The organism is Nitrosospira sp. Nsp13 (genome assembly GCF_900101945.1).
Lineage (GTDB): Bacteria > Pseudomonadota > Gammaproteobacteria > Burkholderiales > Nitrosomonadaceae > Nitrosospira > Nitrosospira multiformis_D.
The window spans coordinates 1-15,199 of the sequence record NZ_FMVD01000010.1; the positions used below are offsets into that span (position 1 = coordinate 1).

The 15,199-nt window shown below is 50.6% G+C and carries 11 protein-coding genes and 1 pseudogene; 5 read left to right on the forward strand and 7 right to left on the reverse strand.

Annotated features, from left to right (window positions below):
* Together BLO43_RS17100 and metG are read right to left on the reverse strand one after the other, a co-directional pair.
* Positions 1 to 137: pseudogene (locus BLO43_RS17100) on the reverse strand (serine protein kinase RIO); the annotation flags it as partial.
* Positions 138 to 287: 150 nt separating this feature from the next.
* On the reverse strand, positions 288 to 2,474 hold the full coding sequence (gene metG, locus BLO43_RS11755) for a methionine--tRNA ligase (protein ID WP_090907218.1): 2,187 nt from the start codon (positions 2,472 to 2,474) through the stop codon (positions 288 to 290).
* 516 nt (positions 2,475 to 2,990) lie between these two features.
* Between metG and apbC the strand changes: the two genes are divergently transcribed.
* The 3 genes from apbC to BLO43_RS11770 all read left to right on the forward strand — a co-directional run bounded on the left by apbC (position 2,991) and on the right by BLO43_RS11770 (position 6,319).
* On the forward strand, positions 2,991 to 4,079 hold the full coding sequence (gene apbC, locus BLO43_RS11760; protein ID WP_090907219.1) for an iron-sulfur cluster carrier protein ApbC: 1,089 nt from the start codon (positions 2,991 to 2,993) through the stop codon (positions 4,077 to 4,079).
* Positions 4,080 to 4,196: 117 nt separating this feature from the next.
* A complete protein-coding gene (gene dcd / locus BLO43_RS11765) occupies positions 4,197 to 4,763 on the forward strand; it encodes a dCTP deaminase (protein ID WP_090907220.1) in 567 nt (188 codons plus the stop codon).
* A 380-nt stretch (positions 4,764 to 5,143) separates the two neighbouring features.
* Positions 5,144 to 6,319, forward strand: coding sequence for a type III PLP-dependent enzyme (locus BLO43_RS11770; RefSeq protein WP_090907221.1), 1,176 nt, complete (start codon positions 5,144 to 5,146; stop codon positions 6,317 to 6,319).
* Between the two features lie 163 nt (positions 6,320 to 6,482).
* Here BLO43_RS11770 and BLO43_RS11775 read toward each other — a convergent pair whose 3' ends face one another.
* Together BLO43_RS11775 and BLO43_RS11780 are read right to left on the reverse strand one after the other, a co-directional pair.
* Entirely contained in the window at positions 6,483 to 6,989 is a 507-nt protein-coding gene (locus BLO43_RS11775) for a dihydrofolate reductase (protein ID WP_090907222.1), read from the reverse strand.
* Positions 6,986 to 7,789, reverse strand: coding sequence for a thymidylate synthase (locus BLO43_RS11780; RefSeq protein ID WP_090907223.1), 804 nt, complete (start codon positions 7,787 to 7,789; stop codon positions 6,986 to 6,988). The genes BLO43_RS11775 and BLO43_RS11780 overlap by 4 nt, the downstream gene beginning before the upstream one ends.
* A 97-nt stretch (positions 7,790 to 7,886) precedes the next feature.
* On the opposite strand from BLO43_RS11780, the gene BLO43_RS11785 reads away from it, so the two are divergent.
* Positions 7,887 to 9,371: a M17 family metallopeptidase gene (locus BLO43_RS11785; RefSeq protein ID WP_090907224.1), complete on the forward strand. Its 1,485-nt coding sequence runs from the start codon at positions 7,887 to 7,889 to the stop codon at positions 9,369 to 9,371.
* A 30-nt stretch (positions 9,372 to 9,401) separates the two neighbouring features.
* Here BLO43_RS11785 and BLO43_RS11790 read toward each other — a convergent pair whose 3' ends face one another.
* Both BLO43_RS11790 and BLO43_RS11795 read right to left on the reverse strand, forming a co-directional pair.
* On the reverse strand, positions 9,402 to 10,403 hold the full coding sequence (locus tag BLO43_RS11790) for a zinc-dependent alcohol dehydrogenase family protein (RefSeq protein WP_090907225.1): 1,002 nt from the start codon (positions 10,401 to 10,403) through the stop codon (positions 9,402 to 9,404).
* A complete protein-coding gene (locus tag BLO43_RS11795) occupies positions 10,400 to 10,594 on the reverse strand; it encodes a hypothetical protein (protein WP_090907226.1) in 195 nt (64 codons plus the stop codon). The genes BLO43_RS11790 and BLO43_RS11795 overlap by 4 nt, the downstream gene beginning before the upstream one ends.
* Positions 10,595 to 10,685: 91 nt before the next feature.
* On the opposite strand from BLO43_RS11795, the gene aroC reads away from it, so the two are divergent.
* On the forward strand, positions 10,686 to 11,867 hold the full coding sequence (gene aroC, locus BLO43_RS11800) for a chorismate synthase (RefSeq protein ID WP_090907298.1): 1,182 nt from the start codon (positions 10,686 to 10,688) through the stop codon (positions 11,865 to 11,867).
* Between the two features lie 400 nt (positions 11,868 to 12,267).
* On the opposite strand, the gene BLO43_RS11805 is transcribed toward aroC, so the two are convergent.
* On the reverse strand, positions 12,268 to 15,189 hold the full coding sequence (locus BLO43_RS11805; RefSeq protein WP_090907227.1) for a bifunctional diguanylate cyclase/phosphodiesterase: 2,922 nt from the start codon (positions 15,187 to 15,189) through the stop codon (positions 12,268 to 12,270).
* Positions 15,190 to 15,199 lie beyond the last annotated feature (10 nt).

Consider the following 15,199-nt stretch of genomic DNA (forward strand, 5'->3'; position numbering starts at 1 on the left):
TATACCTTGGCGCAACAAATCGCTTCTCCGCAGCGAACCACGTAGACCATGGCTTCCTTGCCGCTCATGAGCTGGCAGATGACTTCATCGACGAGGCCCTCCTCGACGAGTGGTTCAATTCTTTTCGGAATTTTCATGGATGTCCTTGCGAGCGCACAAAATCTGGCGCCAATCGTTCATTTATCCTCGTCAAACGGGGGTGATGCAACAGTAGCGGTTCCGTATTCTGTGGACATTCTTATGGACATTGAGCGCGCTCTATATGAGTGTGGCTGCGCGAAGATCGTCTATTTAACCTTCATTCCCGGTTGCGCTCCCTCATCCGGGGCGAGCAGGTAAGGTCCGCCGTCCTCACCCCCGGCAGCCAGCACCATTCCCTCCGAGAGGCCGAATTTCATTTTGCGTGGCGCAAGATTGGCTACCATAATGGTCAGGCGGCCTTTGAGCTGCGCCGGATCGTAGGCCGATTTTATACCGGCGAAAACCGTGCGTTGCTCTGTCCCTACATCCAGGGTGAGCTTCAGCAATTTATCTGCGCCTTCAACATGTTCGGCATCAATGATTTTTGCCACTCTGAGATCAATCCTGGTGAAATCGTCAATCGTGATAGTTGCCGGCACGGCATCTTTTACGTTCTCCCCGCCCGAGGATGGCGAGGAGGAAGAGTTCGAGGAATTTTTATCCATGGTTTGCACTTGTTGTTTGGTTTTTGACGGTTGCAGGCTTTCTTGATTGACTCTGATCAACGCCTCGATCTGTTTGGAATCGATGCGGCTCATAAGATGCTTATACTCGTTAATCTGATGACCGTCAGGTAATAATCTATTTTGTGAGTTAGCATCGTTCCAGATAAAGGGGCTTACCCCAAGAAATCGTTCGGCTTCCATGGCAAGTTCTGGCAGTACCGGTTTTAGATAAATAGTCAAAATTCGGAACATATTCAACGCCACACTGCACACCTCCCGCAATTCGAGGTCATGTTCGCTGCTTTTTGCCAATTCCCATGGCTTCATCCGGTCTACGTATTGGTTGGCAACGTCCGCCGCAAGCATCATTTCCCTTATCGCCTTGCCGTATTCCCTGCGATCATAAAAGTATGCGATTGAGACGTGGCGACTGAGAAAGGTATCCCCTTCACCCAATTCGCAGAAAAGAAACTGATTGAACCATTTTCTGTTGGCCTCTGACATAGTGTCGGTAAGCTTGCCGGCAAATTTCTTGGTAATAAAACCTGAGCACCTGCTGGCTATATTGATGTATTTTCCTACCAGATCGCTGTTAACTCGTGCAATGAAATCATCGAAATTGAGGTCAATATCTTCCATGCTGTCATTGAGTTTTGCAGCATAGTAGTAGCGCAGCCATTCCGGTTTCAAACCCTGGGCTAAATAGCTTTCCGCGGTAATGAACGTCCCGCGGGATTTGGACATCTTCTGTCCATTGATGGTAAGGAATCCGTGGGCGTAAATTTGGGTTGGGGTGCGGTAGCCGGAGAATTCCAGCATTGCTGGCCAAAACAGGGCGTGAAAATAGAGAATGTCTTTCCCGATGAAGTGCATCATTTCGGTATTGCCGCCGGGTCTCAGAAACTCGTCAATTTCTGCCTGAGATCGCTGCTTCTGTTTGAAGTAATTCCTGAAACTGCCAAAATAGCCCACGGGAGCGTCCAGCCAGACATAGAAGAATTTCTTGCCATTTGTGCCGGGAATCGGAAAGCCAAAATAGGGGGCATCGCGGGAAATGTCCCAATCAACCAGGCCGCCCGAAAGCCACTCATTCATTTTATTGGCAGCCTCCGGTTGAAGCCGTCGTTTTACTTCTGGCGTGATGCCAGATTGGCCTTCAAATGATTCAAAAACCCATTTCTCAAGGAAAGCCTTGCAGCGCGGATCGGAAAGCTTGAAGAAATAATGTTTTGAAGATTTTCGTTCCGGGATTGCACCGGAAACGGCGGAGTACGGGTCGATCAGATTGGTTGGTGAATACGTCGCACCGCAAGCTTCGCAGGAGTCCCCATATTGGTCTTTGGCATGGCAGTTCGGGCATTCGCCCTTGATATAACGATCGGGCAAGAACATCTGTTTGACAGGATCATAAAACTGCTCGACCGAGCGTTGGGTGATCAAGCCCTTAACTTCGAGCTGACGGTAGATATCTTCGCAAAACTCCCGGTTCTCGGGCGAATCCGTGGTGTAGTAGTTGTCGAAACCGACATGGAAGTTATCGAAATCAGTTTTATGTTCGTGCCACACACGATCTATCAATTGTTTGGGCGTAATACCTTCCTGCTCGGCGCGAAGCATAATCGGTGTGCCGTGCGTATCATCGGCACACACATAATGCACCTCATGCCCTTGCATTTTCTGGAAACGCACCCAAATGTCGGTCTGAATGTATTCCACCAGATGGCCGAGATGGATGCTGCCGTTGGCGTAGGGCAGGGCGGAAGTAACGAGAATTTTTCGCTTGTTCATCAATTGCCTATAGAAATTGTCAAATACAATTGTAACAAACTGCGGGGTTAGCGGTCTGTAGAACTGAAGGAAACCAATTCCTGATCGCTCTGGTTACTTACGAATTTATACCAGTGAAATAAAGCCGCCTTTAAACCTGAAGCCGGTAGTTGGTAGTGGGCGTAGGGTTTTGGGGACACGTGGCAAAGCGCAACGGTGTGGAATAGCCGTGCCATTTTCAATAAATTGAAATGCAGCTATACCGCAAAAACTGCGTAATTCACACCCCTGACGGCTTCATTCAACAGGGAGAGTCAATAATATGAAATATTGTTATTAATCATATACCCATTTATTAAATGAGCGATCAAGTACCGGAGTTAGGTTAAAGATGCGAGATGTATTCCGTATATTCATTCTTCATTATGTCTGCTTTTTATTTTTTGGTCATCAGATCCTCAACCCCGATATTTGTTAATATTTAAAGTTGGTCAGGGTTTATTTATTTCGCAGGCGCAGGGTAAAGGAGTAGTAAAAGTGGCTATCACCGAACAGCAAGTGCAATCCGCGCTCAAGGAAATTACCGATCTGAGCACGGGCAAGGATTATGTGGTCAGCAATGAGGCGCGCAACATCAAAATAGATGGCGATAATATTTCACTTGATATCGTGCTCGGTTATCCGGCAAAGAGTGTAATCGAAAGTATTCGCCAGCAGGTGGCCGGTAAACTCAAAACCATTGCAGGTGGCGGAGACGTAAGCGTCAATATCACGAGCAAGATTGTTTCTCACAGTGTACAACGCGGAGTGAAGCTCATTCCCGGCGTGAAGAATATCATTGCGGTGGCTTCCGGCAAGGGCGGGGTGGGCAAATCCGCCACGGCGGTAAATCTGGCATTGGCACTGGCTGCGGAAGGTGCTTCTGTTGGCATTCTGGATGCCGATATTTATGGCCCTTCACAGCCTCAGATGCTGGGGATTACCGGCCGCCCCGAATCACCTGATGGCAAAAGCATTGAATCGATGAAAGCGCACGGCATCCAGGCCATGTCCATCGGTTTCCTGATCGACGTGGAGACGCCGATGGTGTGGCGCGGGCCGATGGTGACGCAGGCTTTGCAGCAGTTGGTCAATGATACACGCTGGAACGATGTGGATTATCTCATTGTGGATATGCCGCCCGGTACCGGTGATATCCAGTTGACGCTTGCGCAGAAGGTGCCGGTTACCGGTGCCGTTATTGTCACCACCCCACAGGATATCGCGCTGCTGGATGCTCGCAAGGGGCTCAAAATGTTCCAGAAAGTGGGTATTCCCATCCTTGGCATCGTCGAAAACATGAGTACGCATATTTGTTCTCAATGTGGTCACGAAGAGCATATTTTCGGCCAGGGCGGCGGGGAAAAGATGTGCAAGGATTATGATGTGGAGTTTCTGGGCGCACTGCCGCTCGATATCAGAATCCGCGAGCATACTGACGCGGGCGCACCCACGGTGGTTGCGGATCCCGACGGACGGATAGCGGAGATCTATCGTGGCATTGCCCGCCGCCTTGCGGTCAAGATCGACGAATTGTCACTCGATCACTCGGCATTATTTGCAAACATAGTGATCCAGGATACCTGATAATCCCGTGGCGGACCGGCGGGACAATGGCCGGCGGGGGGGTTGGTAATAACGGTGCCGCCGCGGGGTTGACCATCTGTTCACGCTTAATATTACACTCACTTTCGTTTTTCAAAAATGACCATAAAGTCTGACAAGTGGATTCGCCGCATGGCGGCGGAGCATCGCATGATCGAGCCTTTCGAGTCCAATCAGGTCAAGCATGTGAATGGCCACAAGATCGTTTCCTACGGAACTTCGAGTTATGGCTATGATATTCGTTGCTCGGATGAATTCAAGCTGTTCACCAATATCAACTCGACCATTGTTGATCCCAAGAATTTTGATTCCAACTCCTTCGTCGATGTCAAAAACGAGATTTGCATCATCCCGCCCAATTCCTTTGCGCTGGCGCGCACCGTCGAATATTTTCGCATCCCACGCAATGTACTGACCATTTGCCTGGGAAAATCCACCTATGCGCGTTGCGGCATCATTGTCAACGTCACTCCATTCGAGCCGGAGTGGGAAGGTTATGTCACGCTCGAGTTTTCAAACACTACACCGCTGCCTGCCAAGATTTACGCGAACGAGGGAGTGGCTCAGGTGATTTTCTTTGAATCTGACGAAGTCTGCGAAATTTCCTATAAGGATCGCGGTGGAAAATATCAGGGACAGCAGGGTGTGACCCTGCCGAAAATTTGATTTCATTTATTGGATGAGACGGGCCTTTGTTGGTCACGAAAATGATTGGGAATGGGGTCGCCTTCAGGTTACGAATATGCCAAAAGAACTACAAAATTGGGTTGCTATGGGGGGCTTTGCCCCTCAATATCTTTGTTTAGAGCGGGCAACGGTAACACGATGCGGGATAGGTTTTTCCACAAAATTTCGAGCGTCCGCGATTATTTTTTTCAGATGAGAAAAAAACGCTTGATTCCAGCAAAATGCAGTCTATAATCCGCTTTTTTTCGCCACATAAAGAACAGGAGGTCATCATGAAAAGCAAAGCAAACTATTTCGACACGGCTGATTTGGTAAATATCCATATTCCCGTAACGTAGCGCCTCCCTGAGGAGATTCTCATGCAAATGCGTAATGCCGCTCTACGGCAAAAAGTAGAGCCCGAAGCAGTATTCGATACCCATCCCGAAGTCAGCCTGGATTTTCAACATGTCCAGGAAGCCCTAAAAAAAGGCTACAGCAAGCCATTCCTGCTGGTTGACAGCAATATCGTCCGCAATAAAGCCCGCCGTTTCAAAGCTGCCATGCCACGCGTGCAGCCACATTATGCTGTTAAGGCCAATCCAGATCCGCGCGTGCTGAGAACCATGATCGAGGAGGGCGTGGGTTTTGAAATAGCCTCTATCTCCGAGCTGGATCTGCTGCTCAGCCTAGGCGTGCCTGCTGTAGAGATATATTACAGTAACCCAATGAAATCAAGGGATTATCTGGAGTATGCGGCGTCTAAAGGCGTTGAATGGTATGTGCTGGATAGTGTCGAAGAGCTGCGTAAAATTGTGAATGTCAAGCCGGATGCAAAAATGTATTTGCGCATCGACACACCCAATATTGGCAGCGATTGGCCGCTGGCCGGCAAATTTGGCACGCATGCCGCGGAGATCAAGGGCATCATTAACGAAGCGGCAAAACTTAAGGCCGATCTTGCCGGGGTAACTTTTCATGTGGGTTCCCAGTGCCGCAATCCGCAGAACTGGCGGGTAGGTATCGAGCGAGCCAAAAAAGTTTTTGCCGATATGCGCCGCGCCGGGTTGACCCCGCGCTTGCTCAATATCGGCGGCGGTTATCCCGTACGTCATATCAAGCCTATTCCTTCGATTGAAATAATAGCGGAAGTCGTAAATACGGCTATCGCGGACCTGCCGGAGAGTATTCGTGTCATGGCTGAGCCAGGGCGTTATCTCGTGTCCGATGCCGCGTATTTCGTCTGCCGCGTGGTGGGAACAGCTACCCGCAGTGGGAAGCGCTGGATGTATTGGGACGCGGGCATGTTTGGCGGTGTGATCGAGGTTACCGAGGGTCTGCGCTATGAAATCCTTTCTGATCGCAAGGGGCGGGACATTCCCTGGTCCGTGGCCGGACCGACCTGCGATTCGGTGGACATTCTCATGCGTGACGAAATGTTGCCGGAGGATATTCAGGAAGGCGATTTCATCTATATTCCCAATGCGGGTGCCTACACCACCGCCTATGCCAGCAACTTCAACGGTTTTCCGTTGCCGGATGTAATGGTGTTGTAACCAAGGGATCAAAATAGAATTCTGGAAAGATAGACGGCGGGCACAATGAAGGCGTGCCCGCCTTTTTTTTCTCAAACATTCATGCCTGGGCGGGAGTATATCCTTAGCCCGGATACCTCACTCGATCACGGGACTGGTCTCATGTCCTAATGGATCATCCGGGTTAATTCCACTTGCGATCAAGCACGACAAAATGATATTCCAGTCCATCGTCATCCAGATGATGTTTCTCGCGTGATGTTTCGCGCCATTCCCCCTGGCTGAATTTGGGAAATAGTGCGTCACCCTCAAAATCTTTTTGAATCTCGGTAATATACAATCGGTCGCAGACAGTCAACGCTTGCTGGAATATTTCAGCCCCGCCGATGATGAAGCTCTCCGCCGTATCGGCACACTCGTAGCAGGTTCTCAGCGCGGTCGCCAATGAACCCACTACGATAGCGCCCTCAGCTTTGTAATCGGGTTGCCGTGTAACAATAATGCTGGTGCGGCCCGGTAACGACCTGCCGATGGACTCGTAAGTTTTACGGCCCATGATAATAGGATGCCCCATGGTAAGCGCTTTGAAGCGCTTCAGATCGGGGGGCAGACGCCACGGCAATGCATTATCCTTGCCGATAACGCGATTTCGGGCCATGGCCACCAGAATGGAAAGACGGCGGGGAGTCATACCGCGACCGGCGCTTTGATTGCCGGATAAGGGTCATAGCCTTCCAATATGAAATCCTCGTATCTGAATTCAAAAATACTATCGATTGCCGGGTTCAAATTCATTACCGGCAGTTTTCTGGGTTCGCGGCTCAGTTGTTCCTGTGCCTGTGTCAGATGATTGAGATAAAGGTGAGCATCGCCCAGGGTGTGCACGAAATCTCCAGGTTTCAGATTGCATATTTGTGCCACCATCAGCGTGAGCAGCGCGTAGGAGGCGATATTGAACGGAACACCCAGAAAGATATCCGCACTGCGCTGATAGAGTTGGCATGAAAGCTTGCCTTCAGCAACATAGAATTGAAATAAGGCGTGGCATGGTGACAATTTCATTTTATTCAGCTCGCTTACATTCCAGGATGAGACGACCATGCGTCTTGAATCCGGGGTATTCCTGATCTGCTCGATTACCCCGCTTATTTGATCGATTTCCTGTTTCTCTACACTTGGCGCACCCGGCCAGGATCTCCACTGCCGGCCATATATGGGACCCAGGTCGCCGTTCTCGTCAGCCCATTCATCCCAGATGGACACACCATTATCCTTGAGGTACTTGATATTGGTATCGCCTTGCAAAAACCACAGCAATTCGTAAATGATGGATTTCAGATGGCATCTCTTGGTGGTCACGAGCGGAAACCCTTCCGATAAGTCGAAACGCATCTGGTGGCCGAATACTGAAAGCGTGCCGGTACCTGTGCGGTCGGATTTCTTGTGCCCGTGATTGAGCACATGCCGCATTAGATCAAGGTACTGGCGCATAGGAGGGTGGTAGGCAAAATTCTTGAGCTTACGTGCGGTGCGCGGAATAGATATAGGGTGTATATAATAACAAGCTTATATTTTACAGGATAGGAATATGCTCGCAACGCTGACGCAGAATGCTTCGCTTATAAGTCAATCCACCAAGGCAACACATATTCTGGTGGTGCTGCCCAAGCCGGGTAAGGTTTTGGATAAGCATCAAAACAAACTTGATTTCCTGGGTAAGGACATACTGGAAGTTCTGTTATCCCGACGCAGAATGTCGCTTGGGGAAATTGGCGATACACCGGTAGCAGCCAATCTTGGCAGCGGGGCTTTATGCGTATGGGTCATGGTGGATTCAGGAAAATCCCCATTCGAGCAACAAACCTCCGTTCGCAAGGCTATGCAACTGCTGTTGGAGGAAAATCCGGCGGAAACGCATATCGCGATTTACGGCAATATAGATGAAAAGCGCGCATTCGCGGAACTGGCGGTATATGCTGCCTGGATCAATGGTTCAATGCTGCCATTGCGCAAAACCAGCAAGAAAAAATCGGACAGGAAGTCGTTGGCAAGAATCGTGTTGCATGGATATAAAGACGCGGGCAACTTTGCCGTGTCGCAAGCCAAGGCGGAAGGCAATCTGCTCACGCGTGAACTTACGGTATTGCCGCCCAACGAATTGACGCCGGGGCTTTATCGAAAATATGTCAAGAAGCTCGCAGCCAGCGAAGGCTGGAAGCATCAGGAATTTGATATCAAGGCGCTACGCAAGATGGGCGCGGGCGCGTTTGTCGCCGTGGCCCAGGGGAGCGATCCGGAAGATGCCGCCATCGTGCATTTGCAACGGCGCATCAAGCATGCGCATAAAACCGTCGCGTTGGTAGGCAAGGGTATCTGCTTTGATACCGGGGGTCACAATTTGAAGCCGCCTCGCTACATGCACGGCATGCACGAGGACATGAATGGTTCCGCCGTGGCCTTGGGCATTTTATTGGCTGCAACGCGTGCCAACCTGCCGGTGAACATCGATTGCTGGCTCGCCCTTGCCCAGAACCACATCAGCCCACGCGCCTACAAGCAGAACGATGTCATCACGGCATTGAACGGCACCACCATCGAGATTATCCATACCGATGCCGAAGGCCGGATGGTGCTGGCGGACACGCTGACGCTGGCGGCAAAACAGAAGCCTGATGTAATGATTGATTTCGCGACGTTGACCGGCAGCATGCACGTGGCGCTGGGATCGCGTTATAGCGGCATATTCAGCAACCGGGAAGCGTTGGCGCAGATGGCGCTTGCAGCGGGGAAGACAAGTGGCGAGCGGACCTGGGCATTTCCAATGGATGCAGACTACGATGCGGAGCTGGAAAGCAAGATAGCCGATGTCAAGCAGTGCACCTTGGAGGGGGAGATGGATCACATTATCGCCGCGCGTTTTCTCAGCCGGTTTGTGGGCGATGTATCTTGGCTGCATATGGATCTTTCGGCAAGTAGTAACAAGGGCGGACTGGGCGCGGTTGGCAGCGACGTTACCGGGTTTGGGGTGGCATGGGGAATCGAGATGCTATCGACAGGGCGGATCAACGAGTAAATCCCGGGTGTGGCTGAATTTACTTTCTACTCAGGCAATCTGTAATACTATCTTGCCGATGGTGTGTCCGGTTTCAACCAACCGGTGTGCCTCGGCGGCCTTCTCTAACGGTAGTACATGACTAATGTGAATTTTGAGTAAATTCCGTCCGAACAGCAGCGCACCATGTTCGAGTATGCGGGTCTGGGCTACACGCGCACGGTGTATACCGAAATAGAGCGGGGCGGTCATTTGTACATAGCCGACAGTAAGGTTGCGCAGCCGGGCGGTATTGGTGTGCCTGATATCGCATGTAGTCGAAAGCAGAGTCACTACGCGGCCATATAGCCGGGTTGCGGCGAAAGATTTACAGAAAGTTTCTCCGCCCACCGTATCCATGACAAGTCTCACGCCCAGTCCATCCGTCCAGTTCAGTGCCATTTCCACAAAATCCTGCTCGGTATAATTGATTGCCAGTTCCGCTCCCAACGATTGCACAAACTCCGCCTTCCGGGCGGATGATATCGTCGTGGCGACCGGTGCATTCAAGTAGCGGGCGAGCTGAATCGCGACATGACCCACGCCGCCCGCGCCTGCGTGAATGAGCGCGGGCCGGCCTTTACTCATACCGCCGCGGTTTACCAGCGCTTCCCATGCAGTAATCATTGCGAGTGGCATAGCAGCCGCTTCCAGCATGGAGAGATTCTTCGGTTTCAATGCCAGATATTCCTGCCTTACCACCGTGTATTCAGCATATGTTCCAGGTGAGCCGCCCAGGCCATTGTTGAAAAAAAATACCTCATCGCCCGGGTGCACGCGCGTGACTGAACGCCCTACCGCTTCCACCACGCCCGCACCATCACAGCCCAGAATTGAAGGCAGCTTATCGGGATAATACATATTGAGCTTGCGCACTTTGGTATCTATCGGGTTCACACCCGCGGCATGCAGTTTCACCAGTACGCTGGATGGATCGGTGAGGGGCGGGATGGGCACATCGGCTGCTGCCAATACACCCGGTTCACCCGGGCTATTCATCAGTACGGCCTTCATGATTTTCCTCTATTCTTGTCCCATACATAATGGACAAACCGCTGCCAGCGATTGAGGTTGATCGTCTGCGCGGACTTTTTCTGTAGTCTTTCTGATCGGTCGCGGGCCGTGCTCAGTTTCACTTGCTCATGAATCTGGCGCAAGGTCAAGCCGCCGGGACCCTTGAGTTTGTCGGGATCGGGTTTTGTCATGGTTTGTTCATTCCGTGTCTGACTGGATGGCGGGGTGGAGGCGTGGAAGGGATATGTTAAACTTGAGGCATTGATTTGGCGAGAAAATAAAATGTCCGGTAATACCCTTGGTAAGCTTTTTTGCGTCACCTCTTTTGGTGAATCTCACGGTCCCGCCATTGGCTGTGTTGTCGATGGCTGTCCGCCGGGAATGGAATTATCCACCGAAGATATCCAGCAAGACCTGGACCGGCGCAAGCCCGGTACCTCGCGTCATGTAACGCAGCGTCGCGAATCCGATACCGTGGAAATCCTTTCGGGCGTATTCGAGGGCAAAACCACCGGCACCCCCATTGCGCTGCTGATCCGTAATGAGGATCAGCGTAGCAAGGATTACGGCAAGATCATGGATAGCTTTCGGCCAGGGCATGCGGACTATGTGTACTGGCAGAAATACGGCATACGCGATTACCGCGGCGGTGGACGTTCCTCCGCACGCGAAACCGCGGTGCGGGTTGCTGCAGCGGCTATCGCCAGAAAGTGGTTATTTGAAAAATACGGCGTGATAATACGCGGCTTTATGTCTCAGCTGGGGCCCGTGGATATCCCGTTTAAACAGTGGGGGATGGTTCATCAGAATCCGTTTTTTGCGGCTGACGCCAGCTTGGTACCCCATCTCGAAGAGTTCATGGATAAGCTGCGCAAATCCGGTGAGTCTGTCGGAGCAAAAATCAGCATCGTGGCGGAAGGCGTGCCGGTAGGCTGGGGTGAGCCGGTATATGATCGGCTGGATGCGGAAATCGCCTACGCCATGATGAGTATCAATGCGGTGAAAGGTGTGGAAATCGGGGCGGGATTTGCATCCGTTGCGCAAAAAGGTACCGAGCACTCTGATGAAATCACCCCCGAAGGATTCTTGAGCAACAACGCGGGGGGCATATTGGGGGGGATTTCCACGGGCCAGGATATTATCGTTAATATTGCCGTCAAGCCGACTTCCAGTATCCGTCTGGGACGACGCTCGGTTGATAAGTCCGGAAAGCCCGTCATAGTGGAAACACACGGCAGACATGATCCCTGTGTAGGGATTCGCGCCACGCCCATCGCCGAGGCAATGCTGGCATTGGTGCTCATGGATCATGCCTTGCGCCACCGTGCGCAAAATGCGGATGTCGTATGCGCCACACCCAAGATTCCGGGCAAGATTGGCAAACAAGAATCCATTTCATCCGGTATTCCCAACGTCAAGGCGAAGCCGGAATTTGCCGAAAACCCGGAACCTGACGAAGCTTGAATATCAGAAAAGCTACTCCTCATGAATGCGGCCAGAAAATGCTTTGAATCCTGGTGAGAATCAGGGCACCGATGTTCCGGTGATGCGGGTGTACCTAAGTCCAATTGTCCCTGTCTTCAGAATCCGTAAGATACAAGATAATAATCTGCCCACTGTATTTAACTAAGGGGAGATCAAAAATCATTCGGAGAGCATGGGGAGATGGAATCGACAAGGGTTTTTGCGCTGTCTGTAATGATATTAATCGCTTCTTATGCAAACACCTACCTGGGAAAATCCACCGAGAAGGAACCCCCCTGTGAGGTTACGGAACAGGCACCGCAAATGAGTCCTGATAAACACGATCGGAGCGAATAAACCTGATCTGTTCTTCCAGCTCATACTCACAGGCTTCTCCTCCTCATTCCTGCAGAAAATCTTTGAAGGGCGATTCATGGGCCGGAACCGGTGTTCCTATCCAATAACCTTGTGCATAGTCTACCTGCATTTTCTCCAGCAGCGAAAATGTCGCGGCACTCTCTACAAACTCGGCCGTTGTTTGCTTCCCAAATCCTCTGGCCACATCGCATAAGGCTTTTACCAGGATTTGATCGTCGGGATTATCAGCCAGATTTCGTATAAACGAACCATCGATCTTTACCACATCAATCGGAAGTTGCCGTATGTAATAAAAGGACGAGAAGCCAACGCCGAAATCATCCAGCGTAAAACTACAGCCAAGTGTCTTGATTGTCTCCATGAGTTTCCGTGCCGCGGGCAGATCTTCCAAAGCCGCTGTTTCCGTTATTTCAAACATGAAAGTGGATGGATCCGCACCATAATGTGCGAAGGTCTCGGTCAGGATCGGCAGCAATTCCGGGTCATGAAATGCATGGGCGGACAAATTTATCGAGAAACGGACGTTGTGCCCCCGGTGCTGGATTCCCGCCGATAGGGCAATGGATTTTCGCAGAACCATATGGTCAATGGCATGAATAAGCCCGGTTTGTTCCGCCGCGGGTATAAAAAGATGAGGAGCAAGTATTGTTCCGTCATTGTCGAGCATGCGCAACAGTACTTCATAATGATCGATGGTTTTGTTTTGAATATGCATGATCGGCTGAAAGTAGAAGAAGAATCTGTCATGCAAGAAGGAGTATTCAATCTTCTCTTTCCAATACACAAGCGTGTGCATACGCTCCCGGGTTTTTTCCTCGTTGGAAAACAGATGCCAGCCACCCCGCCCCGCCTCCTTTGCCTGATACATGGCGAGATCCGCTGCCGCAAGCAGATCATGAACATTGTTCCCATGCTCAGGAAAGAGGGCAATACCAATACTGGCTGACGCTTTATGTGTTCGACCGTTTACAGTCAGCTTTCCCTGACTCATGGCTGCCAGAGCATTTTTTGCGACTTCTATTGCTCCTTCAGGGGTGGTCTGCGGTAATATCACCGCGAATTCATCTCCGCCCAGCCGTCCAAGTATATCGACGCTGCGGATGCTGCTAAGCAACATGCGCGCGACCATTTTCAACAAAGCATCACCCGCCTGGTGTCCGCTCGTGTCGTTGATGTACTTGAACTGATCAAGATCGAAAAAGAGTAGCGCGCCCGAATAGTTATAACGGGCAGCCAAATTGAGCATCTGCTCCAGTTCCTCCTGAAAGCGGCGCCGATTGAATAGGTCCGTGAGCGGATCATGATCGGCCAGCCATGCCAACCGGCCCTCCGCACGCTTATGTTCCGTCATGTCGAGGCCTACCGATAACATCGCTGGATCATCCGCGGAGTGCCGTGTCAGACGGGAGTGCAGCCAGAGTATGTGGCGTACCGAGTCATCTTTACACAAAATATTGGCTTCATGACGCAGCTGGTCTCTTTGTTCAGACCGCACTTCCTCAAGATGGGTGGGCAAGTCCTGCAGATCATTGTCGAGAGTAAGAAGCTGGATGAAAGGCTTTCCTTGCAGTTCCTGCTCCGTATATTGAATAAGCATCTCGCCGTGAGCATTAAGCATCATGATCTTGCCATTGGCATTTTGTGTCAATACAATCACCTGTGCGATATCGAGCAGGTTTGTGATGAAATCTCTTTCCTTGCTCAACTCATCCATTTTCGCCGCTAATATCCGTGTCCGATCCGCGACCTGATCTTCAAGTTTCTCGAGTTGATAAGACAAGGCGACCGCTGTTTCATCAAGCGTGTCAATTTCATCCTTTAACCATTGTTTCTGGCCGGCGGAATGAAGTGATGAGCGAAATTTCTCGAAATTACTGTGGGCTAAGAGCGGTAAGGCAAAGACAATGTGTTTGAATCGCGATAGCGGTTTTGTAAGGATTACAAACAGTAATATGACGGAAAGCAGAAGCCCCACTAAACCTGTCATTGCATTTTGCCATGTCAAACTGTTAATGACATCAATGGTGGAAGTGATATCGGTGATAACGATTAACTGCGCTTTGCTGGTTGGATTTTCTCTTCCCAGGGAAAGCAGCCTTATTTGCTGGTGACGGTTGCCCAAGGAAACCTGCACACCATTTTCAAGGTGGTTAAAATCCGGGTATTGTTCGGCGGCTCTATTGAGAATTGCGAAGCTTTTTTCTTTGCTGGTAAGCGCGGCAATCCTCACGCCCCAGTTTGAGATTCTCATACCGTTACTTTTAGGTGCGTTGTCCCGTTCTTTGATAAACAAGCCAATATCGGCTCCTGAAATATTTTTGAACCCCAGGACGGCATCGACCAGGGAAATCCCGACGACTACCACGCCAACACTTATTCCCTCGACCAGCAAAGGCGCCACAACAAACTGCATGCAGCTTTCTACACAACTAAGAGGACTGATGGGTTGTTCTTGTGCATTAACTTCACGAACCCAATTCAACATCCCCTCGTTTCCGTGCATATCAGATTCAGGGCTACCCCAATTTGCCAGCAATTGATTCGACTTACTGTAGAAGCGTACCAGTTCAATACCTTTGTTGAACTGAAGGGGTGTCCAGTAAAGATCAAACGTCTTCGCAATATTTTCACTCTTGCTGATGAGCAGGGCGGTGCTCATTCCCTCTAGAAAAGGAATCAGTTCAGCCAATTGATGTAAATCCTGCGAGGTTTCTTTTATCAAGCCCTCCACTTCGCTGGCATAACGCTGGTGCTGCACATCCCTTTCGCGTTCAAAGTTGTTAATCAGGCGTAAGTAAGTAATTGCACTGAATGACGCCACGATAGCGAACAATATCAGGCTGCTCAACAACAAGACTTTCCACTTCAGGCCCAGAAATCTGTGTGGCCTTAAGCTTGCGGTACCCTCATGCTGTACCGTGCCTTTGTGGAGGTTGTGTTGCATGGATTATCGT